The sequence below is a fragment of the Lentilactobacillus hilgardii DSM 20176 = ATCC 8290 genome (assembly GCF_000159315.1).
Lineage (GTDB): Bacteria > Bacillota > Bacilli > Lactobacillales > Lactobacillaceae > Lentilactobacillus > Lentilactobacillus hilgardii.
The window spans coordinates 67,274-91,229 of record NZ_GG669999.1 but is presented as its reverse complement, the minus strand read 5'-3'; the positions used below and the strand labels follow the sequence as shown (position 1 = coordinate 91,229).

Sequence of the window (23,956 nt, the reverse complement as noted above, 5' to 3'; positions counted from 1 at the left end):
CTGACAACACTTCATTTGAAATGTTGTCAGACGGACTCTTTTTAAGGCAAGGCGCCAACCCCACCATAAGACCGAAGATGATCTAAGCGACATCAGGTCGCATGAATTTTAAAAGAAATAGTTCAAATAAAAGTTCAGGAGAGCGATTGGAAGACTTCATCTCCCTTTCAGTTTCGACCAATCCTAAATAAGCATCACGTAGTTGCTTATAATCAAAATGACGGATTGTCTGCAGAGCTAATTTAACACGATATGGGTGAACCTTCAAACTAGCAGCCAAATTTCCTTGAGAATACCCATGCTTTTGTAAGATCATGACTTGTAAAAGCAATCTAAATTGTTGAATGAGAACAGCATTGATACCAATCGGTGCTTCATTTTCCAAAACCAAATTACGATAAATATCCATTGATTCTTTAGCATTCTTCTTTAAAACACTATTAACCAAATCAAAAACACTTTGCTCAATTGATGGGCTCACAAGACCATTGACAGATGACAATGTTATTTGTTTGCCGTCTTTATTATATAAAAACAACTTTGGCAAATCATTCATCATTGATGTTAATTGACCGGCAGTAAGCTGCATCATTCTTTCAAGTGCGTCTTCATCAATGGCATAACCCTCTGCCGCAATCCTTTGTTTAACCGTCGATTTAATTTCACTTTCTCTAAGTTTTCCGATTTCAACGGTGGTTGCAACTTTTTTAAGTGATTTTGTTATTTTTTTTCGTGAATCTAATTTATCATAAGGGGCAAAAATGACCATAATCGTTGAGCTTTCCGGATGCTTTAAATATTCCAGAAAATCATCCACATGATGCTCCACTTTTGATTTAACACGCAAACCTGTCAAAAAGTATGGGCGATTAATCATAACCAGTCGTTGTTCCCCAAAAAAGGGAACTGAGATGGCATCTTCTACAGCGCTAGAAACTGGCGTTTCTTCCATATCATAAACGCCAATATTCATAGCTCGTTGCTCATCAGGAATTAACGAGGTAAAAGCTTGTTTAATCTGATCGGAAAGATAAGATTGGTCACCTAAAATCAGATAAATAGCGTCTTGCTTATGTTGTTTTAACTGTGTCATTAGTTGTGAAAAATTCATTCGTTTTTCCCTTCATTATGTCCTAACATCGATTCAAAGAAACCGTTATTGTTTCGATATACATATCTTACCATACCTGATTTCTGAGTATTTAAAACTCGGATGTGCTCCCTTTTTAATGTGGTTAATGTTTCCTCGTTTGGATGGTGATAACGGTTATGTCGGCCCGCGGAAATTAGAGCAATTTTTGGCTGGATCTGTGAAATAAAGGCCGGATCCGATGATGTACGGCTTCCATGGTGTCCAACCTTAATAACATCTGTTCTAAGGCTCGGATGCCGTTGTAGGGTATCCATTTCCCCCTGGCGGTCCAAGTCACCCGTAAAGAGCCAATTGAGGCCGCCAAAGCGACCACCAAGAACCTCCGAGTCATGATTTTCTCCCTTTCCCGGTTGATAGGGATGAAAAATGATGAGTGGTAGGCCGCCTACTCGAAATTCATCATTTACCGGCATAACAACCGTTGCAGGATCTTTGCCTGATAGTCGTTTCACAAAGCCTGGGTTTTGATCCATCCCGAGCGGTATAATGATGCGTTTGATTTTCAGTTCTTTAATAAAAGCAGGTAAATCGCCACAGTGATCGGCGTCCTGATGACTGATACAAATATTATCAATTCTTGAAATGCCTATACTTTTTAAATAATTGATAGAGATACGATTTGCCTGGTAATTCTCCGTTCCCCGTTGCCACTGTTGCTGGTTAAAAGTCACTTTTCCGCCAGTATCAATGATCGTTACTGATTGATTAAAAGGCGTCCTAATGAGAAAACTATCTCCTTGTCCGACATCAAACATTGACACTTCTCCATGAATGGGAAAATGAATCCAAATAAACGTCACCAAATAAAGGCCAGCTAAAATGATCTTATATCCCCTAACCCTTTTTTTCGAATGTATCATAATAATCAATGTTAGACCCAACATCAATAGCACAACAACTAGCTGTGGTTTACCAAACACAATCATCCCGGGTAATCGACCAACCATATTTAATGAACGATTAAAAGCCATCAATACCCATTCCACAGGTATGACCAATTTACTGCTGACCAGACCGAAAAGAAGGCCAAAAATGACTAGTGGAAAAATTGTTCTTCCAAACAGTGGTAAAACCATCAAGTTAACAGCCAAACTAAGAACATGCCATTCATATAAATGAAATAACAGGATTGGCAGTGACAGTAAATTCAACAAAACCGTTTGTCTCAAATACGTCATTTTGCTAGAGGCAATCAATCCAAATGCTAATCCATAACTAAGCTGAACGCTCATCATAAATATTGCTTCGGGCAACAGAAAAAGATTCACTATTAACGTTAAACTAAGTGCTGATAATTGAGACATTTTAAAGCCAAGCAACTGGCTAACTATCACAATTCCAGCCATAACCACTGCCCGTAATAAGCCTGGTGACCCACCCGAAAAAATAAAATAGCCGCCAAGACAGCATAGTTTAACAATTGCCTTATATCGGTCGCCTATACCCAATAGGGTTAAAACCTGATCAAGAATGGTCAAAAAATAGTAGACATGCATACCCGAAATACTGAATATATGAAGTAGCCCTAATTGTTGGGCACCAGTCATCTCAGTAAAAAAATCATTTTCCCGATTGCCACTGATCAACCCCATCGAATAAATACGCAATGTTTTGGGTAACCCATCACAGTACCGATCAAATTGAAAGCGAACCATATGAATGATATCAATCAAAGACAACTTATTAACAGGATGGATAGTTGTTATAGTGCCAATCGAAAACGTTTCATAAATCTTTTGATGTTGATAGTAATCCCGCATATCAAACTGGTTCATGTTGGTCGCCGGGCTAATCATCCGTCGTTCACCATTAATCGAAAGAAGTAATGGTTTGGACGAATTTATGATAGCCCGCTTTTGGCTCAAAGACTCAAAACGGGCATAATAAATAACCTTTCGTGCTATTGTCGGCGACTTAGCAACTGTCCTAAAACGATCACCGTCAACGTTTATCATATCCGGGTAAACTTTAATTGTCTCTTGAACATTTTTATCCGTTATCGCTATTTCATGGCTAGTTGTCAATCCAACCCAGAATAAAAATACCACACTTAGAGCCACCGTCAATGTCGTATATTTGATACTTTTAAGCAGGCATAAACGAATCATTAATAATGACAAAAGAAAACTGCCGATTAGTGGATTTCCAAATAATAAAATACTCAGAAAAAGCATCGCAGCAGCAGGAAAAATAAGCCAGTTTCCAATAATTAGTCAGATAAATAGGAATTGAATGGAACTCTGTCCATGTCGGAATGAGTGAGTTTAATTTTATTTAATTCAACGTTCTTTAATCTAATCAACTTTTGTGCATACTCGTCATTATGATAATTACGCAAATAATTAATCCGCCTGATGCCGGCCTGCAACAACATTTTAGTGCATTGTAGGCAAGGAAAATCAGTGACGTAGATTTCGGCATTATCCGTTGATTCCCCAAACTTTGCACATTGTAAAATTGCATTCATTTCCGCATGAATTGTTCGAACACAGTGACCGTCTACCAAGTAACACCCGACATCTATACAGTGATCATCCCCAACAACAGAGCCATTATAGCCCCCCGCAATAATCCGCTTGTCACGAACAATAACTGCACCGACAGAAAGGCGCTCACACGTACTTCTGGACGCAAGCAAGACCGCCTGCATCATAAAATATTGATCCCATTTAATTCGATTATCCATTTTTTCACCTTCCATGAGATAAATCATATCTCAATTTGATGATTTGATCTACACACAAATTGTAGATTTTAAATTATCGAACGTTTTGTCACCAAAACCGGGAACATCCTTTAGTTCCTCAATACTTTTAAACTGACCGTGCGCTTGCCGATAAGCAATAATCTGATCTGCTTTTTTATCACCAATTCCGTTTAGTTCCTGAAGTTTTGACTTGTCCGCAGTATTTAGATTGATTTTTTCTGTTCCTTCAGTGGGAGAACCACTTGAACTTTCAGCATTTGAAGTCGCCGCTGTTTGGGGATTTGTGGATGACGTCTCTGCTGGCGGTGACTGACTTGGTGTTGCCCCCAGCGACCGATTTCCTTTAATTTCTCCTTTGATCGGAATATAGACGATTTGTTGGTCGGTTAATTTTTGTGCTAAATTAACCTGCTTCTTATCAGCCGACCTGTTAAATCCCCCAGCTAAATCAATTGCATCAACTACCCGCATATTTGCACCAACTTGATAAACGCCAGGATTTTTCACTGCCCCTTTAACATCAACGTAAAGCTGTTGACTACTGCTCTGCGGGACGCTACTAGCTGTATCTATGGGATCACTGCCTTTCGATTGGGAAGTTGTTGAAGCCTCAGTAACGCTTGTTGTTGAAACCATCCCTTGCACCTGTGGCTTTGAAGAGTGCCCCAAAACTAAAGAAAACACAATCACCACCAAAATAATAATGATGACGGCTGCACTGATTAATACTTGATAAAGATACTCATCAATAAACTCGCGAATCCTATTCATACTGTTCCTCCCTTCATTGATTAGATACGAAAAAAAGGATTAGCCGTCTTCTAATCCTTAAAAAATATATCTATTGTTTTTGTAATGCTGAAACAGCTTGATCAAAAGTTTTGACTGGAATCACTTTCATTTTAGGTGCATATTTTTGCGCTGTTTGTTTTGCAAGTTGATAGTTGGTTTGGTGCCCAGGTTCATACTTTAAAATTGTCTTTGTTGGCTTAATATAAGGTGCCAGAAAGATTTTTGCGCCATTCTTTTTTGCCGCAATAATCTTTTTATCAATGCCACCAATTTCACCAACATTGCCGTATGAATCAATCGTCCCCGTTCCGGCAACTTTTTTCCCGTGCCGTAAATCTTGATTGGTTAATTGACTATATATTTGAAGTGAAAACATTAAACCGCCGGAAGGCCCCCCTACCTGGCCCGGATCTACTTTGATCGGAACGCCCGTATGGACTTTTACATCATCGGTAAGTGTGATACCGATCCCTGGCTGATGATTGGCGATTTTAATCAACGGTTTTGTGACTTTATGCATTTTTTGTCCACGGCGATACTCAATTGTTAATTTCTGGCCAACCTTTTGCTTACGGACATAGTTGACAAATCCATCTGAATTTTTAAATTGATGACCATCAATCTTAACCACAATATCTCCAACCTGAAGCTGGTGATAAAATTTGGAATTTTTCTCAATATCCAGAATGTAAATACCATTGTAGGTCCGTTTAACTTGTTGATGAGCGTGTTTATATGCCGTATATATGGCTTCTCCAATTGAGCTTTCCATGTAAAAATGTTGAACCTTATCATATTCCTTCATATTCTGACCATCAGTCACACTATCATCAGATTCGACTGAGTAATAAGGGCTTATTTTAGCATATAAATAAGTCAGCGGCCGTGCTTGGGCAATACTGACAGACGTTAACATAAACATGCCTTTCCGTTTATCGGGATGATTTTTTATAGACACAATTTGGCTTAGATCTGACGCATCTCCAGGGCCTTCAATGTAGTTGGGTAATGGCCAAAAGATCACTGCTAATACAATAATTGTCGCAATGACCCCCAGAACATATTTTTTGATTCCCTTCTTCTTCATCTTTTCTTCACTCTTCTATTAAAATTTATTTTTAAGTGCCTCAGACACCACTGGTGGAACAAAGGCCGAAACATCTCCATGAAACTTTGCAATTTCCTTAATCATACTGGAAGATAAGTCTCGATATTGACCGGCGGTTGGCAAAAACACGGTCTGAATACCTGGCGCCAAACCACTATTTAAACCAGCAATCGACATCTCAGAATCAAGATCGGCACTACCACGAACGCCGCGAACTAATACTGAAGTCCCCAAACGCTTTGCTAAATGAACTGTTAATTCTTCAGAAACTAATACATTGACTCGTTCATTATCAGCAAATATTTGTTTCACAAAATCGGCTCTTTCCTCTGGTGTAAAAAGAGCGTGTTTGTGAGTATTAATACTGATCGCAACAAAGACCTTGTCAAATATATTGCTAGCCCTTTGAATCACGTCAACATGACCAAATGTAATCGGATCAAAGCTTCCTGCATAAAGTGCATCTACCATTTTTATTTTTTCTCCATTTGATAAGTATATAATTTCAAGTTCGTTAAACCATAATTCTTTTGTTTCATGACTTTAAATCCATCCAACACATCCGGTAATTCGGTGTGATTATCCGTTTCACAAATCACGACAGCACCATCAATCAATAAATTGAAATCGCTCAGAGCTACTAACGTTTCGATCAGCTTCTGCTGTTTATACGGGGGGTCCAAGTAAACCATATTAAACTGCTCACCCTTTTTTGATAGTGAGACCATTACTTTTTCAGCGGATCCTTTAATAACTTCAAATTGATCTTCAGCATGGACCTTGCTGATGTTCTCTTTAATTGCTTTAATAGCTTGAAATTGTCGATCAACTAAAACGGCTTTTTCCATGCCTCTTGAAACTGCCTCAATACCAACAGCTCCAGAGCCAGCAAACAGATCCAAAAAAAAGCCACTATCGAAGTAAGGCCCAGTTATATTAAAAAGCGATTCTTTCACCTTATCGGTTGTTGGTCGCGTTTTATCGCTTTTAACCGGATTAAGCCGAATACCACCAAATTTTCCTGATACAATTCTCATTTCTTTTGTTCCTCATTAATCATCAAAATCTTCATCAAATTGCTTGTCTAATTCTGTTGGGTCTTTACTCTGAACCTCTTTTACCAGTTCATTCAGCTTAGAGGGTACAACCTGTTTCACGTAGTTAAGCGTCTTAAGTTTGGCAATCGTTTCATCTTTATCATCCATTTCAACATAAATGATCGCATACCTCATTCGCTTTGAAACGTAGTAAAGACGACCATAGTTTCGTAAATTGCGAACATACTTCAACGAATGCAAATAAATGATCAGTCCAATCGTTGGTTGAATTTCAAATGGCAAGTCAACATCTCCTTTATACTATTAATTAGTGGCTGCCTGATAATCACTTCGTTCTAGTCTTTGTCGACCACTAATATTCAAAACGATCCCAATACACAGTGATAAAGTCATCATACTTGAACCACCATAACTAATAAATGGAAAAGTTACACCTGTAATTGGAAGCAAACCAACCACACCACCCATATTGAACAACGCTTGAACAGTTAAATATGCTGCCACACCATAACAAATTAGACTGTGATAGGTGCTATTGCAACGGATACCAATTAGGACCGTCCTAAAAATAATCAACGCAAGAATAGCCATTACAGCAACAGTCGCCAAAGCGCCAAGCTCTTCAGTCAAAATTGCCATAATAAAATCTGTATTGGGTTCCGGCAAATATCCGGTTTTTTGAATACTGTTTCCCAATCCGGAGCCAAACAAACCACCGTTGCTAATCGCATAAAACGAATTGACAAGTTGTTGACCAACGCCGGTTGCATGCTTAAAAGGATTCACAAATGCAGTAATTCGACTCAACTGGTAGCTTTGGATTTTGCCACTCTCTGATAAAGGAACTAGCACGACCATCATAAACGCATAGGCGGTAATTCCAAAACCTACAAGATAAGTCACACCACGTTTCCATGAAAAGCCGCTTGCAATCAACATGATAAATACAATTGCAAAATTGATTGCTGCCCCACCAACGTCAGGCTGGAAAAAAATAAGTATTAACATAACCGCTACAATTAATAATGGGTGTCTTAAAGCCTGCCACCAATGAGAAGTCGAAATTGTTAACTCATTTTCATCTCGATCAACAGCATCTGCTACTAAAATAATCAAGTAAAACTTGGCAAACTCCGCAGGCTGAATGTTGATTCCCCCGATATGAATCCAGCCAGCAGCACCATTGACGGTTTGACCAACTGCCAATAAACCGATTAAGACCAGAATAAAGCAATAACCCAGCCAACGTAAAAACTTTTTATTACGAATTTTTTTTAAATTAAAAGCCGTTGTCCCAAAAACCAAAACCAGACTAATAACAACAAAAATAATCTGTTTAATCAAATAGCTTTTGGGACTGCCACCATTTTGAATGCCAATATTTGCGCTGGCAGAATACACCATGATAATCCCCAAAACACAAAGGATGATGTATGGCAAAAAAATAAACAAATCCAAATGTCTCAAACGAACCTTAGCCATTAAGTCCACTCCACTTTTCCTTAAAATATATCATCAAACATTGGGTTTAATTATAGCATATTAAAATCTGGTAACTGTGGTCTTCTTAAAGATATAAGTAGATTTTAAACAAAGAGCGAATACCTCCCGACATCACAAAAAGGGCTGCGCTAAAAATGACTTTCAACGCAACCCTTTTAAACTATTATTTTAAATTCATAAATAAGCGACTACCACCATTTTATGAATGCTTTCTTCTCTTAGCTTCTTTTTCACGCGTGTTGGTGTTAAGAATCTTTTTACGAAGACGAATAAAGTTCGGTGTGACTTCACACAATTCATCTTCGTTTAAGAATTCAAGTGATTCTTCAAGTGTTAGATGAGTTGGTGTCTTAATACGAGCCATATCATCTGAACCAGCGGCACGAACGTTAGTTAAGTTCTTTCCCTTTGTAATGTTAACCGTAATATCATTTTCACGGTTATTTTGGCCAACAATCATTCCTTCATACACTTCTGTACCTGGATTGATTAACAGTTCGCCACGGCTTTCAATACCCATCATGGCATAAGTAGTGGCCTTGCCAGAATTCATCGAAACCAAAGTTCCCTTCTTACGACCAGGGTTCCATCCCTTAATAACAGGGAGGTACTTTTCAAAAGTATGGTTCATAATACCATAACCACGGGTTAATGACAAAAATTCAGTTGAATAACCAATCAAGCCACGTGACGGTGCCAAGAATGTCAAACGAGTTTGACCATTATCGGTTGTTTCCATATTCTGCATTTCAGCCTTACGTTGAGAGAGTGTATCAATAATTGAACCTGTATATTCATCTGGTGTATCGATCTGAACAGATTCAAAAGGTTCACTCATCTGTCCATCAATTTCTCGATAAATAACTTCTGGACGAGAAGCTTGCAGTTCATAACCTTCACGACGAAGTGTTTCAATTAAAATTGATAAATGCAGCTCACCACGACCTGAAACAACCCATGATCCAGGTTGGTCAGTATCTTCAACCCGCAACGAAACATCAGTGTGGAGTTCGCGTTTTAAACGATCACCCAATTGACGTGCCGTTACAAACTTGCCATCTTGACCTGAGAATGGTGACGTGTTTGTTCCAAACGTCATTTGAAGAGTTGGTGCATCGATTCGAAGAATTGGCAAAGCTTCCGGTGTACTTGGTGAAACAACCGTCTCACCAACATTAATTTCTTCCATTCCCGAAACAGCAATTAAATCTCCGGCTTTTGCTTCGTTAATATCAACCTTTTTGAGGCCAATAAAGCCCATCAATTTAGTTACTCGGAAGTTTTTCTTTGAACCATCAAGTTTCATAACGGTAACGTTATCTCCAACCTTGATCTTTCCACGAAAAATTCGTCCAATCCCGATTCGGCCAACGAAATCATTATAGTCAAGCAAGGCCACTTGGAATTGAAGTGGTTCATCCGAATTATCAATTGGTGCTGGAATTCGGTTAATGATTGTGTCAAAAACGGGCTTCATAGTATGCTCTTGTGTCGAAATATCAGAATCATAACTGGAAGTTCCGTTCATAGCTGATACATAAATGACTGGGAAGTCAAGTTGTTCCTCATCAGCACCCAATTCGATAAATAAATCAAGTACTTCATCAACAACTTCTTCTGGACGTGCGCCTTCACGGTCAACTTTATTAATTACTACGATAGGCGTTAAATGCTGTTCCAAAGCCTTTTTTAAAACAAAACGAGTTTGTGGCATTGTACCTTCAAATGCATCGACGACAAGTAAAACACCGTCAACCATTCGCATAATACGTTCAACTTCACCACCAAAATCGGCATGTCCCGGGGTATCCAGAATATTGATCTGCTTATCCCCATACTTAACAGCCGTGTTCTTTGAAAGAATAGTGATACCACGCTCTCTTTCAATTGCGTTTGAATCAAGTGCCCGATCTTCGATTTGAGTATGCGCAGCCAAAGTATCGGATTGCTTCAACATTTCGTTGACTAAAGTTGTCTTACCGTGGTCAACGTGAGCAATGATTGCGATATTTCGAATGTCATCACGTGTCTTAAGTTTTGTATCCAAATTATTTGCTTCCCTTCATTTAAATCAGTCTCGAATGTTGCACATCCAGTTATAATATATTCGCATAAAAAAACTGTGACCACTGTCATGTCACAGTATGACTAATTACTTACCGACGATAGTAAGAACGTCTCGATGTGCGTTTCGCGTTGCTAATAATACCGCTGTTGATGATAACATACCTAATTGCTTTCCGTCAATAGTTGTCATCTTTAATCCGGCCGATTCGCAAAGAATTTTGCCGGCACCAAAATCCCAAGGCTTCAAATATGAAATGTAACCAACCAACTCACCGCGCAAGACGGAAATGATGTCGATTCCGGCACTACCATAGATGCGCATTCCAAGGGATTTTTCAGCAATATCTACCATATTAAATTCATTATTTAACACCATTGGCCCACTCAAGCCAATCAAGCCATCCTTAAGAGCTGTGTCGGCAATCGGCGTGAGGGGTTGTCCATTATCGAACACGCCGATTTTGGGCCCACCAGACAACAATCGATTACCAATTACATCTAGAATGTACCCTAATTCACCAATCCCGTCATTATATAAAGCAATCATAATTGCAAAATGATTCCTCTGCTTCACAAAGTTCATAGTGCCATCAATAGGATCAACAATCCAAACGCGACCCTTTGTCGAATCTACCTTATCTCCGAACCCCTCCTCACCAAGAATTCTTGCATGTGGCTCGAACTCACGAATTTTGGAAACAATAAACTTTTCATTTTGTTTATCGATATTCGTTACCAAGTCACGACGACTTGTTTTGGTACTAACTGTTAAACGGGTGTCAATATTTCTTAAAACATTATCCCGGGACTCTCTTAACCACCCCTTAACAGTTTTATCAATTTCTTCAAGCTCATTTATTTCCATTGTACGCCTCATTCATTTTCAAAGTTTTCACATCTTGTTTAGCTTGCCTAATAACTTGATATGCATTGTATCCGGAACGTTCTTGAAATTGCTTTTCTAATTGCTTTTGTTCCATTTTTGACGGTACAACAGTCACAAAATCTTGATAAGCATTCATAAATGACTCTCGATCAACGCCACTTTGCTTTTCATAAGCCTCTTCAACCCTCTGAAAAAAGGTCACGAGTATAATGACTTCACCGTTGCTTAAACCATCAATCAATGGATATGAGTAGTCATCGTTCATAAAATCGTCTCCGATCGTTATTTCATTACGAATTAGGTTTTAAAGAATTCGGTCTTTAATAACAATTATAGATTATTTCAAAACTTTGTGAAATGGAAAAGCCGATAATGATGTCTAATATTCTTTTCCTTTTTAATTTTAAGTACAGTAAAACGGCCTACCGTCAAAATGCGGTAGGTCGTTTTAACCATATTACTTTAACATTCCAGCATCTAATTTATTGTAAAAATTAGATGTGTGTTGGGAATCCTAATGCAACATCGGCTGCTTCTTGGATCGGCTCACTCAATGTTGGATGTGGATGAATTGTCAAAGCAATATCTTCAACATTCATTCGGCCATTCACTGCAAGGCTTAATTCAGCGATCAAGTCACTTGCGCCAGGTCCAACGACTTCACCACCAAGAATGGTTTTATCATCCTTTGTGTAGATCAAGCGAACAAATCCTTCTGCTTCATCCAATGAAACCGCACGTGCATTACCGGCAAATGGGAACTTTGCAGTTGATACGTCAATGCCCTTATCCTTAGCTTGAGATTGAGTCAAGCCAACAACGGCCATTTCAGGATCCGTAAAGCAGACACCTGGAACACCAACGTAATCATTGGCAGTGTTCTTACCGGAGATTGCACCGGCAGCTACTTTACCTTGGAAGAATGCCTTATGAGCCAATGCAGGCCCTGAGGCGATGTCCCCAATAGCAAAGATGTGTGGTGAATCTGTTCGACCCTGATCATCGGTTTGAACGATACCACGATCATCGAGTTTAACTTTGGTATATTCAAGACCCAAATCATCCGTATTTGGTTTACGTCCAACAGTAACCATGCAGTAATCAGCCTTAATCGTTGATTCTTTGCCGTCTGCTTCGTAGGTGACACTAACACTGTTAGCATCTTGAGAAGAAGACTTGGCAGTTGCACTGGTAATAATATCAACGCCCTTCTTCTTCAATGATTTCTGAACAATTGAAACCATATCCTTTGAGAATCCTGCCAAGATCGACGGTGTACCTTCAATGATTGTCACATGTGAACCCATGTTGGCATAAGCACCTGCCAGCTCTGTTCCAACATAACCGCCACCAATAACTACAAATTCTTTAGGAATTTCTGGAAGATTGAGACCACCGGTTGAATCAACAACTCGGCCATCAAACTTAAACCCAGGAATCTCAATTGGATGAGAACCACTAGCGATAATTAAATTATCAAACTGAATCGTTAATCCAGTATCAGCACTCATGAATTGTTGTGGCCCAACCGGCATTACTCGAAGCTGCGTATCACTATCAAGAACTGCTTCGCCTTGAATAACATCAACTTTGTGCTTTTTTAGAAGCATCTTAACACCGCTGGTCATTCGATCAACGACCTTCTTTTGCTTCCAATCCTGAGTCTTTTTAAAATCAATGGTTGCGGGTTGTGTCGTAATACCATAAGTTGAGGCATCATTAGCTTCTTGGAAGCGATGGCCGGCTTGAATCAATGCTTTGGAAGGTACACAACCAACGTTTAAACAAACACCACCGAGTGTATCGGACTTTTCAATCAGGGTCACTTTCTGCCCTAATTCGGAAGCACGGATTGCAGCGACATACCCGCCAGGGCCGGCTCCGATAATAACCGTTTCTTTCTTTTCAACTTCAGCCATTATTCGATCATCCTTCCATCAAAAGCATATCTGGATCATGAAGCAACTTATTCATTAAGTTCAACGCATTTTGAGCAAGTGCCCCATCAATCAATCTGTGATCATAGCTCAATGAAAGTTTCAGCATATTGCCAACTTTGATTTCGCCATCTTCGGGATCAACATATGGTTCCTTGGCAATTTTGCCAACACCTAAAATTGCAACTTCAGGTTGGTTGATAACTGGTGTGAACCAGCCACCACCAATTGAACCGACATTACTAATAGTAATTGAACCGCCGCTCATCTTATCTGCAGACAACTTGTTGTCGTATGCAGCTTGAGTATTTTCGGTAATTTCCTTAGCAATTTCGAACATGCCTTTGGCGTCTGCATTCTTAATATTTGGAACATACAATCCATCATCAGTATTGGTTGCAATTCCAACGTTAAAGTAATGTTTATAGACAATCTCTTGGGTCGTATCGTCGATTGAAGCATTAAATTCAGGATACTGTTTCATAACAGCAACTAAGGCTTTCACGATATATGGCAGGAATGTCAAATGAATATCGCGATCCTTGGCGATTTCCTTATATCTCTTACGGTTAGCCATCAAGGCACTAACTTCAACGTCATCGAATGAGGTTACGTGAGGTGCAATATCTTTAGATTCTCTCATTGATTTAGCAATGATCTTTCTCATCATGGACATTGGTTCACGGGTCTCAAGATCCGGTTGTGCAGACTTGTATGGTTTGATTGGGCCACCGGCAGCCTTCGGAGCTGCAGCTTCTGCAGCAGGTGCGGCAGGTGCTTGAGCTGCTGGTGCCGCAGCAGGATTAAAGCTGTCAATATCAGCTTTAACAACCTGTCCGTGATTACCAGTCGCTGGAACAGCCGTAATGTCAACGCCTTTGTCACGCGCATATTGACGAACAGATGGCATTGCTTTAACTAATTTATTTGGATCAGAAGGAGTCGGATTACCAGCCGGTGCAGGTGCAGCGGCAGCAGGTGCTGCGGCAGGTGCTGGTGCAGCTTCTTTAGCTGGTTCAGCAGGTGCAGGAGCAGCAGCTTCTTCTTTTGCGGGTGCAGGAGCAGCATCATCCGGCGTGTCGGGAGAACCGTCATCAATTGTGATGAGGACATCCCCAACCTCTGCAGTGTCTCCTTCATTCTTATCGATACTCTTAACAGTTCCGGCAACAGGAGATGGCAACTCTTGAACGGACTTATCGTTTTGAATCTCTACTAACGGATCGTCCTCTTTAACTTTATCGCCAGGTTTGACCAGCCATGAAGCAATTTCACCTTCGGCCATTCCTTCTCCTAGCTCAGGGAGTTTAAACTTATAAGCCATGGGATCTAACTTCCTTTCTTACTTAGAATTTTAGTAGTTTAAAATTTCGCGTACTTTTGCTTCGATGTCATCTGCATTTGGAAGCCAATCATTTTCAGCCATTGCAAATGGAAATACGCTATCAGGAGCAGAAACCCGACCAATAGGAGCATCAAGTGACATAATGTCGTCTTCGGCAATTGCTGATGCAACTTGAGCGCCAACACCGGCCATCTTTTGTGCTTCTTGAGCAACAACTACTTTATGAGTCTTATCAATTGAATTAAAGATTGTTTCAGTATCGATTGGTGATAATGAACGTAAATCAATAACTTCAACTGAAATATTCTCTTTTTCTAATTTATCAGCTACTTTCAATGCTTCATTAACTTCGGCACTGTAAGCAACGATTGTAATGTCAGATCCTTCTCGGGCAACCTTCGCCTTGTCTAGCGGAACTGTATAATGACCATCAGGAACTTCATCTTTCATTGAACGATAAAGTTTCAGGTTTTCCATGAACAATACCGGATCATTATTTTCAACAGCTGAAATAACCATTCCTTTGGCGTCATAAGGATTTGCAGGTGTTACAACCCGTAACCCCGGGATTCCAACGAAGAGATTTTCCAGCGAGTCACCATGAAGTTCAGCGGTATGGGTACCACCACCAAATGGTGTTCTGATTGTGATCGGCATTGAAACATCGCCTGACATTCGGAACCTGTTACGTGACATTTGACCGCCAATGGAGTCAACAGCTTCCATTGTGAATCCCATGAATTGAATTTCTGGGATTGGACGCCAACCAGTTAATGCAAGTCCAATTGACAATCCAAGAATTCCTGATTCAGCCAATGGTGTATCGAAGACACGGTCAGTTCCGTATTTGTCTTGAAGGCCGACAGTGGTTCTGAAAACACCACCGTTTTTACCAACGTCTTCACCGAAAATCAATGTCTTCGGATCATCTTGCAATACTTGGTCAAGTCCATCGGTAATTGCTTTAATATACGTTAATTTAGCCATGATTACTTCGACTCCTTTGCTTCAAATTCTTTGATTTGGGCTGCAACATCTGGGGTAGGCACTTCAAATGTGTGTTTCAAGAAGTCACTGACCTTTTGCTTAGGTGCAGCTTCAGCATCTTTCATATCCTGTTTGAATTGATCCTTGTATTGAGCGACCAACTTGTCTTCTTTGTCTTGATCCCAAAGTTTCTTGTCAGTCAATACTTTTCTTAATCTAATTAATGGGTCACGATCAAACCAAGGCTTTTCCTCTTCCTTAGTACGATAACGACTTGGATCATCGCCAGCAGAACTGTGAGCGCCGAAACGATAAGTTAAGGTTTCAACTAATGCAGGGCCATTGCCTGCAGCGGCAAAGTCACGAGCATCCTTAGCAACAAGATAAGTTGCCAAAATATCCATTCCATCAACTTGAACACCTGGAACACCTGAAGCAACACCCTTTTGAGCGAGTGTTTCAGCAGCAGTTTGTGTCTTTCGTGGAACTGAAATTGCCCAACCATTATTTTGAACAAAGAAGACAGCCGGTGCTTGGAAAGAACTTGCAAAGTTGATTCCTTCATAGAAGTCACCCTGCGAAGTACCGCCATCACCTGTAAATACATAAGCAACTGTGTCCTTTTCATCATTCTTTTTAATACCTAATGCTGCGCCAGCACATTGAACGTACTGAGCACCAATGATAATTTGTGGAATCCATGCACGAACACCACGTCGTACATAGTCATAGCATTGATAGTGACCTTTAGACCATAAGAATCCTTCTTTAACGGTTGCACCGTGTTGAATTAATTGTGGTAAATCACGATATGCTGGGAATAGGTAGTCTTGTTTCTTCATTGCGTGAGCAATTCCCATTTCGGAAGCTTCCTCACCTAAAGTTGGAGCATAGAAGCCTAAACGACCTTGACGCGAAAAGTTCATTGTTTGTTCGTGCAATGCACGTTCCCAAACCATCTTTTCCATCAAAGTAACCAGTTCATCATCACTGAACCGATCGAACAATTCTTGATTAACGATCTTTCCAGTCTCATCAATTACTTGAACAGGTTTCTTGTATGGATCGCTCATCGTCGATTTGATGTTCTCAAAATCAACAACATGCTTACTCTTTGCTGCCATAGATAACACTTTCCTTTCCTGTAAAGCCAGACTTGTGATGCACAAATAGATCACTTCTAAACCACACTTAAAATTTAGCATTTTTTCAGTCCATTTGCAAGCCCTTACATTGCTTTCAAAGAGGTTTTTTCGTTTGCTTACTTTTTTCTTGCAAATAAACCTTGAAACCGCTTGTGCGAGTATAGATTGTGAAATGTTATATGTTTATTTATTTAATAAATGCCCCTGCATCTATGCCATAAATCTATATCTCATTCAACCTTTTATGCCGATTTTTGAACAATTTCCTAAATAACTTATGACTTTAACGCATAGTATTTTTTTAGATATTAAGATAAAATGTAAATAGTGATAAAAATATTCGGAGGTCTTTGATTTGTTTTTAATGGATGATATTGTTCGAGATGGCGATCCCGTTCTACGACAAGAAGCTAAAAAAGTTAAATTCCCATTATCTGCCGATGACAAAAAATTGGCACACAATTTAATGGAATACCTTGAAGTCAGTCAAAATCCAGAACTATGTGAAAAGTACAAGCTTCGTGCGGGAGTCGGATTAGCAGCACCACAAGTCGGTGTCTCTAAAATGATGGCCTCTGTTTTAGTTCCGAATGATGATGAAAATGAAAAAGGTAAACCACTTTTCAAGGATGTTATTATTAACCCCGTCATTGTTTCAAATTCTGTTCAACGTGGTGCATTGACCGAGGGTGAAGGCTGCCTTTCCGTTGATCGTGACGTACCTGGATACGTCCCTCGATCAGCAAGAATTACGTTAAAATATCAGGATGTTGACGGTAATGAACACAAGATTCGTTTAAAAAACTATCCCGCAATTGTTTGTCAACATGAAATCGATCATTTACACGGCATTTTGTTTTATGATCACATCAACAAAGACAATCCCTTTAAACGAGATGATGACGAGGTATTCATTTACTAAATCTGTTGTTTGAACAGTAAAAAGTGACACATCGATCATTTTAATTCTTGTACAATCTTTCAGGGCTTGTCCGCTTGAAAACGTGAAATTGATAATGCTGCTGTGAATCACTATATTAGCGTACTTTTTGTAAGTAATTTTTAGCATTTCAAAAAATATGAAACATAATTTCAATAATCAAAGTGCGCGTGGCCCTGTTCTCTCTTTTGAATCTGGAACTCATCATTCGTCACGTCGACCTAGATGTGCTTAAAGCCATCTAAAAATTCGGAAGCGACGCTGTTATGGCTGCTGTTTTTTTGACATTTACAAAACAAATAAAGAGGTTGGAGCAAATCATTTTTGCCCAATCTCTTTATTTTACAATCACGACTTCTGTAAGATCATTTTAGCCTGTGTCTCTCAACCAAAACGGTTCTAATAATCAACTTATTTATCAATGTAGTCGATTGAGATCATCAATATATTCAATTGTGGTTAAATTTATCAAATAGGCGACATCAAAGTGCAAGCGGTCATCCAATTGCCAGATATCGGTTACTACAAAAACGGACGACTTTTTTCCATGCGCATGAATCTCGTTCTTCTGGCTATACTCATCCAATCCCTTTGTCAACAATTCCTTTAAATCCGGAATCGCCCCCTTTACCCGGTCGATTGGAATATGATATTCGAATGCCATCACACCCCTCCCCCAAATATTGGCAATCATTTCTGAGTGTAATTCTTCTTCCTTTATAGGAGCAAGTTTATCAGCCGAAATTAAAGCTTTAAGGACTTCGGCAACTGCTTTGTTAACTGTTCTCTGTGCTGAAAGTAGTCTCTTCCGACTTGGACGTGTAACAAATAAGTAGTGAATCAGGTTATACACGGCAAAAGCTGCAACTAAACCGATAACGATTTGAATGATAAGCATCATAGTCAATCTACCTTTCACTTCCATTTCACTTTGCTAAATTAATTTTAACATGAGAACGCCTTTAGAGTTTGATATCATGTTTATATACTTATTCTTTAGATTATGGTAAAATAACTCCATTAGTTGTGTTCTCACAACCACTTGTTCGGAAAGAAACCTGATCGTTTCGAAAAAGCACATGAATAAAGGAGTTTTTTTATGATTTTTAAAGTTTTATATCAACCCGACAAAAAGCAAACACCTCGTCGGGAAACGACACTCTCTCTGTATCTTGAGGCCGATACAGAAGTAGAAGCTCGCGGATTAGTAGAAGATAATACTGATTATGCTATCGAATTCGTGGAGCCGCTCCAAGGTGAACACTTGAAATACGAGCAAGACAGTTCGAATTTCAAATTAACGGAGTTTAACAATAAATGAAAAAACTGAACGTCAAAAATAACGAAGCAGCTATCTATGGCGTTGGCGGACTTGGTGAAATTGGAAAAAACACCTATGGCGTCCAATTTCAGGATGAAATTATTCTAATTGATGCCGGAATCAAATTCCCTGAAGACGATCTTCTCGGAGTTGATTATGTTATTCCGGACTACAAATATTTAGTTGACAATAAGGATAAGATTAAGGCACTTGTTATCACACATGGGCATGAAGATCATATCGGTGGCGTTCCATACCTGATGAAGGTTTTGAACGTCCCAATCTATGCCGGACCGTTAGCAATGGCTCTTATCAAAAACAAACTAGAAGAACACGGCCTTCTAAATTCTGTAGAACTTCATGAAATTAGTGATAAATCCGTCATCAAGTTTCGCAAGACAAAAGTTTCATTCTTCAGAACAACTCATTCGATTCCTGACACACTAGGTGTTGCAGTTCATACGCCAGTGGGTGTCATTGTCGAAACCGGTGATTATAAGTTTGACCTCACACCGGTAACTAATCAGCCGCCTGATCTTCAGGAAATGGCAAAGTTAGGTGCTGAAGGTGTCCTTTGTCTAATGTCTGACAGTACAAATGCCGAAAAACCGGTTTGGACTAAATCAGAAAAATGGGTTGGTATTTCCATTTCCCATATTTTTGATCAGGTGAAAGATCGGATCATTTTTGCCACATTTGCATCAAATATTTCCCGAATTAAAACTGCCTGTGATAATGCATTGGCTCGGGGACGTAAGATCGCGGTGTTTGGCCGGAGTATGGATGCTGCCATTGTTAATGGCCGTGAATTAGGATATTTGGATATTCCTGATGACGCATTTGTTGATGCAAATCAACTTCAATCCTTACCTGCTAATAAAACAATGATCTTATGTACCGGCTCTCAGGGTGAACCCATGGCAGCTCTTTCACGAATTGCTAATGGTACTCACAGACAGATTTCAATTCAACCTGGAGATACCGTTATTTTTTCAAGTAACCCAATTCCAGGTAATACAACTAGCGTGAATGATGTTATCAACAAGCTTGAAGAAGCTGGTGCTAATGTTATTCATGGTAAAGTTAATAACATTCATACTTCCGGACATGGTGGTCAAGAAGAACAGAAGTTGATGCTTCGCTTAATGAAGCCCAAGTTCTTTATGCCGATTCATGGTGAATACCGAATGTTAAAAATCCACACAGAGCTTGCCGAACAATGTGGTGTCCCACTTGATCATAGTTTTATCATGCAAAATGGTGACGTCTTGGCATTATCTAAAGACACTGCCAGATTAGCTGGTCACTTCCAAGCCGGTGATGTCTACATTGACGGTAGTGGCATCGGAGATATTGGAAGTATTGTATTGCGAGATCGACAGTTACTTTCTGAAGAAGGTATTGTAGTCGTTGTCGCAACAATCAACTTGCATAATCAAGAAATCCAATCCGGTCCTGATATTCTTTCTCGTGGATTTGTGTATATGCGTGAGTCAGGTGAACTACTTGACGAAGGCAGAAGACGCGTATTTAAGACAATCAGAAAAGCCATGCATAATAAAAAAGCAACTGAGGCTTCTATTCGAAATGCTGTTATTGATGACTTACAAGAGTTTTTATACGATAAAACCGAACGTCATCCAATGATTCTGCCAATGTTAATCATGAACGGTAATCACTAAACATTTCAAAACAACCTTTGGGGCTATAATTGACAAGAAGCTTGAGAATCGGATAGTTTAACCATTCGATTCTCAAGCTTCTTTTACATATATTAAAGCTTATTATTTATTGTAACGGGGGCATTTTCAAGAATGGAATACTTTATTATCGTAAATCCCACGGCTGGTGGGAACAATGGCCGTAAAATATGGCCTCAAATTGAACAATATCTCAAAAAGAAAAACATCTCTTACCGCGCCTACTTTACTGAATACGACGGTCATGCAGTTTCCATCGCTATGCGAATTCTTGATCAAATAACGGCCACCAATCATCCTGATGCAATTATTATCGCTACAGGAGGCGATGGAACTCTTCACGAAACAATCCTCGGTTGCATGCGATTTTATGCTGAGCACCCCCAGATAAAGGTTCCTAGAGTCCCAGTTGGGCTTTTACCAATCGGCTCTGGAAATGATTTCGCACGGGCATTAAAAATTCCTCGTCATTGGAAAAAAGCGCTTCATGATATTTTTGAATGCCAAGTCCCTACTAAAATCCATATTGGGCATTTCATTAATCACGATCTTTCAACAGATGGTTATTTCCTTAATAATTTTGGAATCGGATTAGATGCAACCGTTGTTTATTTGGCGAACCATTCCTTATTAAAACATCATAAACAATTCAGCGGCTTTTCATACTGGGTATCCGTCTTACACGCTATTCAAACCGTTCAACCTTTTGAGCTAACAGTCACCCATCCCAACGGCACTGTTCACACTTATTCAAAAGCGTTTCTCGTAACAGCTACAAATCACCCTTACTTTGGCGGAGGCATCGATATTGCGCCACGAGCGTCTGTTTATAAGGAGCAATTGGACTTGGTAATCGTCGAGAAGCCAACCTACCGTCAGATCCTGTTATTTATTTTTATGCTACTATTGAAGCGTCATTTGCATCTTCGCTTTGTCCATCATTTTTCTGAGACTCATTTTGAATTAAAGACCAAAAAAGCTCGCTATGGCCAAATTGATGGCGAAGAACTTGGTCATAAAACTTATAACGCTTCTTACGAAACAAAGGATTATCCATTTTGGATAAAGAAAACGGATAATTCCCAGCTTTGAAAGTTCAAGAACAAACCATAAATCCCCTTTAACTTCAATTCTTAACAGAAAACGATCAAGATAAACCGCTTAATACCAACATTTAGCATTGAAAATGACTATCAAGTGGCTTATGGTTAAACGAACAGCTTTGCTTTCAATAAAACCGTTATGAACTACCGTTTAGAAATCACAAGATCGAGGTAAATCTCATGTATTCAACAAGCTACCTTTTATTTCAATCCTTAACTGCTGTCGCCCTGGGCGATGCCCTTGGAGTCCCTGTACAATTTGAAGAGCGCGAAAAATTACTTGAAAGCCCTGTTGATACAATGCTGGGCCATCGAGCATTCGATGTTCCCAAGGGAACCTGGTCTGACGACACGTCGTTATCTATTGCATCTTTAGTTAGCCTATCGCTTGGGTTCAACCTTAATGATCTCATGACAAGATACTCTCAATGGTATCATTTTGGTGACTATACACCGTTTGGAACTGCCTTTGATATTGGTAAAACAACAAAAGACGCTATCAAACGTTTTGATAAAGGTATCACCCCTGAACTTTGCGGTGGCAATGATGAAATGGATAACGGCAATGGTGCGCTAATGCGGATGATGCCGCTGGCTTTTTTCATCTTAACCGATTACCGCCACTACCAATTTAATGATCAGGTAGCATCACTTGTCCATCGATTCACTGCAACAACTCATCGCCATCCCCGCAGCCTAGTAGCTTCCGGAATTTTAATCAACGTTATCATCAGAGTCATTCAAAATCCCAACAAATATGCGATGTTACGGGCGATTCAAGAAGCTTTAGACTATTATAAGGGTAAAAACCAATTTAAGGATCAAGTCCCCTATTTCGAGCAACTAGGCGATTCTGGCTTTTTGCGGCAAACAAGCACTCAAATTAAAAGTTCTGCCTACGTTGTTGATACACTAAATTCAGTCTTTTGGTGTTTGTTTAACTCGGAACAGTATTTTGTTGCTGTTAAGTCATGACGCGGACACCATCGGTTCTATCACTTCCATGTTAGCTTCATTACTTTACGCACCTGTGACATTTCCACCAAATTGGTTAAAAGACTTAAAAGGTCGCGGCCAAATAAAAATTGCTGTCTCCTTTGCCCTTTTATCTAACTATTTTTAATTTTTATGTCTACATCAACCTAGTGATATTATCAAAAAGAGATCCGGATTAAAATATCCAGATCTCTTTTTGATAGAGTTGACTAACCTTAATCTTCCGAAGCATCCATTGCTTCGAGAATCATATTTAGCTGTTCGCACTCTTTATTAAGATGATTCATTTCATTTCCAAATTGCGGTTTAATCACAACCGTGTCCTTGTCTTCGCCATCTTCAGAACGACAGACCTCAGCCTCTTGTGATTTCAATCGATTTAGCTTGGAAGCTGCTTTTTGATAATCTTTAAGAATTTCTAACTTATTACTCATAGCTATAAACCCCTTTAAACGTATAAAATGAATTGATTAACGCCAAACTTAGCAATCCTAAAGAATATGTTAAGTTCTTAAATTTAAATTCCCGTTAACGTCTGGTAATGTTAACAGATAAACTTTAGTAAATCAACACCTTTGAAAAAAACACTTTCCCCTGCCTAAAAGGTCTAATGGAAACAATAAGTTTTATTTATATTCAGCAGAAATTTCTTCGGTTGTCGGAATTGAAGGCAATGCGCCCATCCTTTGAACAGTAATGGATGACGCCTGTTGAGCGTAAGTCAATGCCATCTCAATGTTAGAAAGATCTTTAAGCACCTTCGAACTGAAAGCACCAATAAAGGTGTCTCCCGCTGCCGTTGTGTCCTTTGCATTCACTTTAAATGCTGGTACAAATCCACTCGCATCAGGAGTGTGATAATATGCGCCCCGGTCTCCAACTGTAATAATCAAGTTTTGAATACCCATTGAAGCAAATTTTGCAGCATTCTGATCCATAGAGTCAATGTCAGTGACGTTAATTCCCGTCAATGTGGCACTTTCCGTTTCATTGGGAACAATCAAATCTGTCACTTCCAACAAACCATCTAAAATATCGGCTGCCGGTGCAGGATTTAAAATCGTCATAACGCCATGTTTCTTTGCAACCTTAAACGCTTCATAAGCGACTGTCTGAGGTGTTTCAAATTGTGAAATTAACACATCTGCATCCGCAATGACAGTCTCGCTATCCGCAATAATATCCGTGCTCATCGCTTGATTTGCACC

24 protein-coding genes are annotated in these 23,956 nt (G+C 39.5%); 5 read left to right on the top strand and 19 right to left on the bottom strand.

From position 1 onward, the window contains the following. Positions 1–82: 82 nt before the first annotated feature. The 16 genes from holA to pdhA all read right to left on the bottom strand — a co-directional run bounded on the left by holA (position 83) and on the right by pdhA (position 16,667). Positions 83–1,111 (bottom strand): DNA polymerase III subunit delta, encoded by a 1,029-nt coding sequence (gene holA / locus HMPREF0519_RS12375; protein WP_003636688.1) that lies wholly within the window; start codon positions 1,109–1,111, stop codon positions 83–85. Beyond that, the gene (locus tag HMPREF0519_RS12370) at positions 1,108–3,201 is read right to left on the bottom strand and encodes a DNA internalization-related competence protein ComEC/Rec2 (protein ID WP_318630593.1); all 2,094 of its coding nucleotides are present in this window, start codon (positions 3,199–3,201) and stop codon (positions 1,108–1,110) included. The genes holA and HMPREF0519_RS12370 overlap by 4 nt, the downstream gene beginning before the upstream one ends. 161 nt (positions 3,202–3,362) lie before the next feature. Continuing rightward, positions 3,363–3,839, bottom strand: coding sequence for a ComE operon protein 2 (locus tag HMPREF0519_RS12365; protein WP_225429160.1), 477 nt, complete (start codon positions 3,837–3,839; stop codon positions 3,363–3,365). A gap of 48 nt (positions 3,840–3,887) precedes the next feature. Further along, positions 3,888–4,631, bottom strand: a complete 744-nt coding sequence (locus HMPREF0519_RS12360; RefSeq protein ID WP_003636681.1) for a helix-hairpin-helix domain-containing protein — start codon at positions 4,629–4,631, stop codon at positions 3,888–3,890. A 70-nt stretch (positions 4,632–4,701) separates the two neighbouring features. Further along, positions 4,702–5,739 (bottom strand): SepM family pheromone-processing serine protease, encoded by a 1,038-nt coding sequence (locus HMPREF0519_RS12355; RefSeq protein ID WP_003636680.1) that lies wholly within the window; start codon positions 5,737–5,739, stop codon positions 4,702–4,704. An 18-nt stretch (positions 5,740–5,757) separates the two neighbouring features. After that, positions 5,758–6,231 (bottom strand): pantetheine-phosphate adenylyltransferase, encoded by a 474-nt coding sequence (coaD, locus tag HMPREF0519_RS12350; protein ID WP_003636678.1) that lies wholly within the window; start codon positions 6,229–6,231, stop codon positions 5,758–5,760. A gap of 2 nt (positions 6,232–6,233) precedes the next feature. Further along, positions 6,234–6,797, bottom strand: a complete 564-nt coding sequence (gene rsmD / locus HMPREF0519_RS12345; RefSeq protein ID WP_003636675.1) for a 16S rRNA (guanine(966)-N(2))-methyltransferase RsmD — start codon at positions 6,795–6,797, stop codon at positions 6,234–6,236. Between the two features lie 15 nt (positions 6,798–6,812). Beyond that, positions 6,813–7,100 (bottom strand): YlbG family protein, encoded by a 288-nt coding sequence (locus tag HMPREF0519_RS12340; RefSeq protein WP_003561458.1) that lies wholly within the window; start codon positions 7,098–7,100, stop codon positions 6,813–6,815. A gap of 21 nt (positions 7,101–7,121) precedes the next feature. Then, a complete protein-coding gene (locus tag HMPREF0519_RS12335; protein WP_003561460.1) occupies positions 7,122–8,300 on the bottom strand; it encodes an FtsW/RodA/SpoVE family cell cycle protein in 1,179 nt (392 codons plus the stop codon). 220 nt (positions 8,301–8,520) lie between these two features. Continuing rightward, positions 8,521–10,368 (bottom strand): translational GTPase TypA, encoded by a 1,848-nt coding sequence (gene typA / locus HMPREF0519_RS12330; RefSeq protein WP_003561462.1) that lies wholly within the window; start codon positions 10,366–10,368, stop codon positions 8,521–8,523. A 105-nt stretch (positions 10,369–10,473) separates the two neighbouring features. Continuing rightward, positions 10,474–11,253 (bottom strand): inositol monophosphatase family protein, encoded by a 780-nt coding sequence (locus tag HMPREF0519_RS12325; protein WP_003561464.1) that lies wholly within the window; start codon positions 11,251–11,253, stop codon positions 10,474–10,476. Then, a complete protein-coding gene (locus HMPREF0519_RS12320) occupies positions 11,240–11,539 on the bottom strand; it encodes a UPF0223 family protein (RefSeq protein ID WP_003561466.1) in 300 nt (99 codons plus the stop codon). The genes HMPREF0519_RS12325 and HMPREF0519_RS12320 overlap by 14 nt, the downstream gene beginning before the upstream one ends. A gap of 229 nt (positions 11,540–11,768) precedes the next feature. Then, positions 11,769–13,193, bottom strand: coding sequence for a dihydrolipoyl dehydrogenase (lpdA, locus tag HMPREF0519_RS12315; protein ID WP_003636672.1), 1,425 nt, complete (start codon positions 13,191–13,193; stop codon positions 11,769–11,771). Between the two features lie 7 nt (positions 13,194–13,200). Then, the gene (locus HMPREF0519_RS12310) at positions 13,201–14,535 is read right to left on the bottom strand and encodes a 2-oxo acid dehydrogenase subunit E2 (protein ID WP_003636670.1); all 1,335 of its coding nucleotides are present in this window, start codon (positions 14,533–14,535) and stop codon (positions 13,201–13,203) included. A gap of 30 nt (positions 14,536–14,565) precedes the next feature. After that, positions 14,566–15,543, bottom strand: coding sequence for an alpha-ketoacid dehydrogenase subunit beta (locus tag HMPREF0519_RS12305; RefSeq protein WP_003555229.1), 978 nt, complete (start codon positions 15,541–15,543; stop codon positions 14,566–14,568). Between the two features lie 2 nt (positions 15,544–15,545). After that, a complete protein-coding gene (pdhA, locus tag HMPREF0519_RS12300) occupies positions 15,546–16,667 on the bottom strand; it encodes a pyruvate dehydrogenase (acetyl-transferring) E1 component subunit alpha (RefSeq protein WP_035444946.1) in 1,122 nt (373 codons plus the stop codon). A gap of 376 nt (positions 16,668–17,043) precedes the next feature. Between pdhA and def the strand changes: the two genes are divergently transcribed. Continuing rightward, on the top strand, positions 17,044–17,610 hold the full coding sequence (gene def / locus HMPREF0519_RS12295) for a peptide deformylase (RefSeq protein WP_003636667.1): 567 nt from the start codon (positions 17,044–17,046) through the stop codon (positions 17,608–17,610). 436 nt (positions 17,611–18,046) lie between these two features. Here the strand turns inward: def and HMPREF0519_RS12290 are convergent, their stop codons facing one another. After that, positions 18,047–18,553, bottom strand: coding sequence for a hypothetical protein (locus tag HMPREF0519_RS12290; protein WP_003636664.1), 507 nt, complete (start codon positions 18,551–18,553; stop codon positions 18,047–18,049). 174 nt (positions 18,554–18,727) lie between these two features. On the opposite strand from HMPREF0519_RS12290, the gene HMPREF0519_RS12285 reads away from it, so the two are divergent. From HMPREF0519_RS12285 to HMPREF0519_RS12270, 4 genes are all read left to right on the top strand, one after another. Next, positions 18,728–18,949, top strand: coding sequence for a DNA-directed RNA polymerase subunit epsilon (locus HMPREF0519_RS12285; RefSeq protein ID WP_003555220.1), 222 nt, complete (start codon positions 18,728–18,730; stop codon positions 18,947–18,949). Next, positions 18,946–20,631: a ribonuclease J1 gene (gene rnjA, locus HMPREF0519_RS12280; RefSeq protein WP_003555219.1), complete on the top strand. Its 1,686-nt coding sequence runs from the start codon at positions 18,946–18,948 to the stop codon at positions 20,629–20,631. The genes HMPREF0519_RS12285 and rnjA overlap by 4 nt, the downstream gene beginning before the upstream one ends. Before the next feature lie 132 nt (positions 20,632–20,763). Further along, the gene (locus HMPREF0519_RS12275; protein ID WP_003636662.1) at positions 20,764–21,741 is read left to right on the top strand and encodes a diacylglycerol/lipid kinase family protein; all 978 of its coding nucleotides are present in this window, start codon (positions 20,764–20,766) and stop codon (positions 21,739–21,741) included. Between the two features lie 191 nt (positions 21,742–21,932). Next, positions 21,933–22,727, top strand: coding sequence for an ADP-ribosylglycohydrolase family protein (locus HMPREF0519_RS12270; RefSeq protein ID WP_003636661.1), 795 nt, complete (start codon positions 21,933–21,935; stop codon positions 22,725–22,727). Between the two features lie 236 nt (positions 22,728–22,963). On the opposite strand, the gene HMPREF0519_RS12265 is transcribed toward HMPREF0519_RS12270, so the two are convergent. Together HMPREF0519_RS12265 and HMPREF0519_RS14495 are read right to left on the bottom strand one after the other, a co-directional pair. Beyond that, the gene (locus HMPREF0519_RS12265) at positions 22,964–23,182 is read right to left on the bottom strand and encodes a hypothetical protein (protein ID WP_003561485.1); all 219 of its coding nucleotides are present in this window, start codon (positions 23,180–23,182) and stop codon (positions 22,964–22,966) included. A gap of 192 nt (positions 23,183–23,374) precedes the next feature. Further along, positions 23,375–23,956 (bottom strand): PfkB family carbohydrate kinase (locus HMPREF0519_RS14495; RefSeq protein ID WP_003636659.1); only part of this gene is annotated, 582 nt, incomplete at its 5' end.

Bases quoted from the DNA above. Each gene is read 5' to 3' on its own strand.
- holA (WP_003636688.1), bottom strand. From the start codon at position 1,111: ATGAATTTTTCACAACTAATGACACAGTTAAAACAACATAAGCAAGAC.
- HMPREF0519_RS12365 (WP_225429160.1), bottom strand. From the start codon at position 3,839: ATGGATAATCGAATTAAATGGGATCAATATTTTATGATGCAGGCGGTC.
- HMPREF0519_RS12360 (WP_003636681.1), bottom strand. From the start codon at position 4,631: ATGAATAGGATTCGCGAGTTTATTGATGAGTATCTTTATCAAGTATTA.
- HMPREF0519_RS12355 (WP_003636680.1), bottom strand. From the start codon at position 5,739: ATGAAGAAGAAGGGAATCAAAAAATATGTTCTGGGGGTCATTGCGACA.
- coaD (WP_003636678.1), bottom strand. From the start codon at position 6,231: ATGGTAGATGCACTTTATGCAGGAAGCTTTGATCCGATTACATTTGGT.
- rsmD (WP_003636675.1), bottom strand. From the start codon at position 6,797: ATGAGAATTGTATCAGGAAAATTTGGTGGTATTCGGCTTAATCCGGTT.
- HMPREF0519_RS12335 (WP_003561460.1), bottom strand. From the start codon at position 8,300: ATGGCTAAGGTTCGTTTGAGACATTTGGATTTGTTTATTTTTTTGCCA.
- HMPREF0519_RS12325 (WP_003561464.1), bottom strand. From the start codon at position 11,253: ATGGAAATAAATGAGCTTGAAGAAATTGATAAAACTGTTAAGGGGTGG.
- HMPREF0519_RS12320 (WP_003561466.1), bottom strand. From the start codon at position 11,539: ATGAACGATGACTACTCATATCCATTGATTGATGGTTTAAGCAACGGT.
- lpdA (WP_003636672.1), bottom strand. From the start codon at position 13,193: ATGGCTGAAGTTGAAAAGAAAGAAACGGTTATTATCGGAGCCGGCCCT.
- HMPREF0519_RS12310 (WP_003636670.1), bottom strand. From the start codon at position 14,535: ATGGCTTATAAGTTTAAACTCCCTGAGCTAGGAGAAGGAATGGCCGAA.
- HMPREF0519_RS12305 (WP_003555229.1), bottom strand. From the start codon at position 15,543: ATGGCTAAATTAACGTATATTAAAGCAATTACCGATGGACTTGACCAA.
- pdhA (WP_035444946.1), bottom strand. From the start codon at position 16,667: ATGGCAGCAAAGAGTAAGCATGTTGTTGATTTTGAGAACATCAAATCG.
- HMPREF0519_RS12290 (WP_003636664.1), bottom strand. From the start codon at position 18,553: ATGGAAGTGAAAGGTAGATTGACTATGATGCTTATCATTCAAATCGTT.
- HMPREF0519_RS12285 (WP_003555220.1), top strand. From the start codon at position 18,728: ATGATTTTTAAAGTTTTATATCAACCCGACAAAAAGCAAACACCTCGT.
- rnjA (WP_003555219.1), top strand. From the start codon at position 18,946: ATGAAAAAACTGAACGTCAAAAATAACGAAGCAGCTATCTATGGCGTT.
- HMPREF0519_RS12275 (WP_003636662.1), top strand. From the start codon at position 20,764: ATGGAATACTTTATTATCGTAAATCCCACGGCTGGTGGGAACAATGGC.
- HMPREF0519_RS12270 (WP_003636661.1), top strand. From the start codon at position 21,933: ATGTATTCAACAAGCTACCTTTTATTTCAATCCTTAACTGCTGTCGCC.
- HMPREF0519_RS12265 (WP_003561485.1), bottom strand. From the start codon at position 23,182: ATGAGTAATAAGTTAGAAATTCTTAAAGATTATCAAAAAGCAGCTTCC.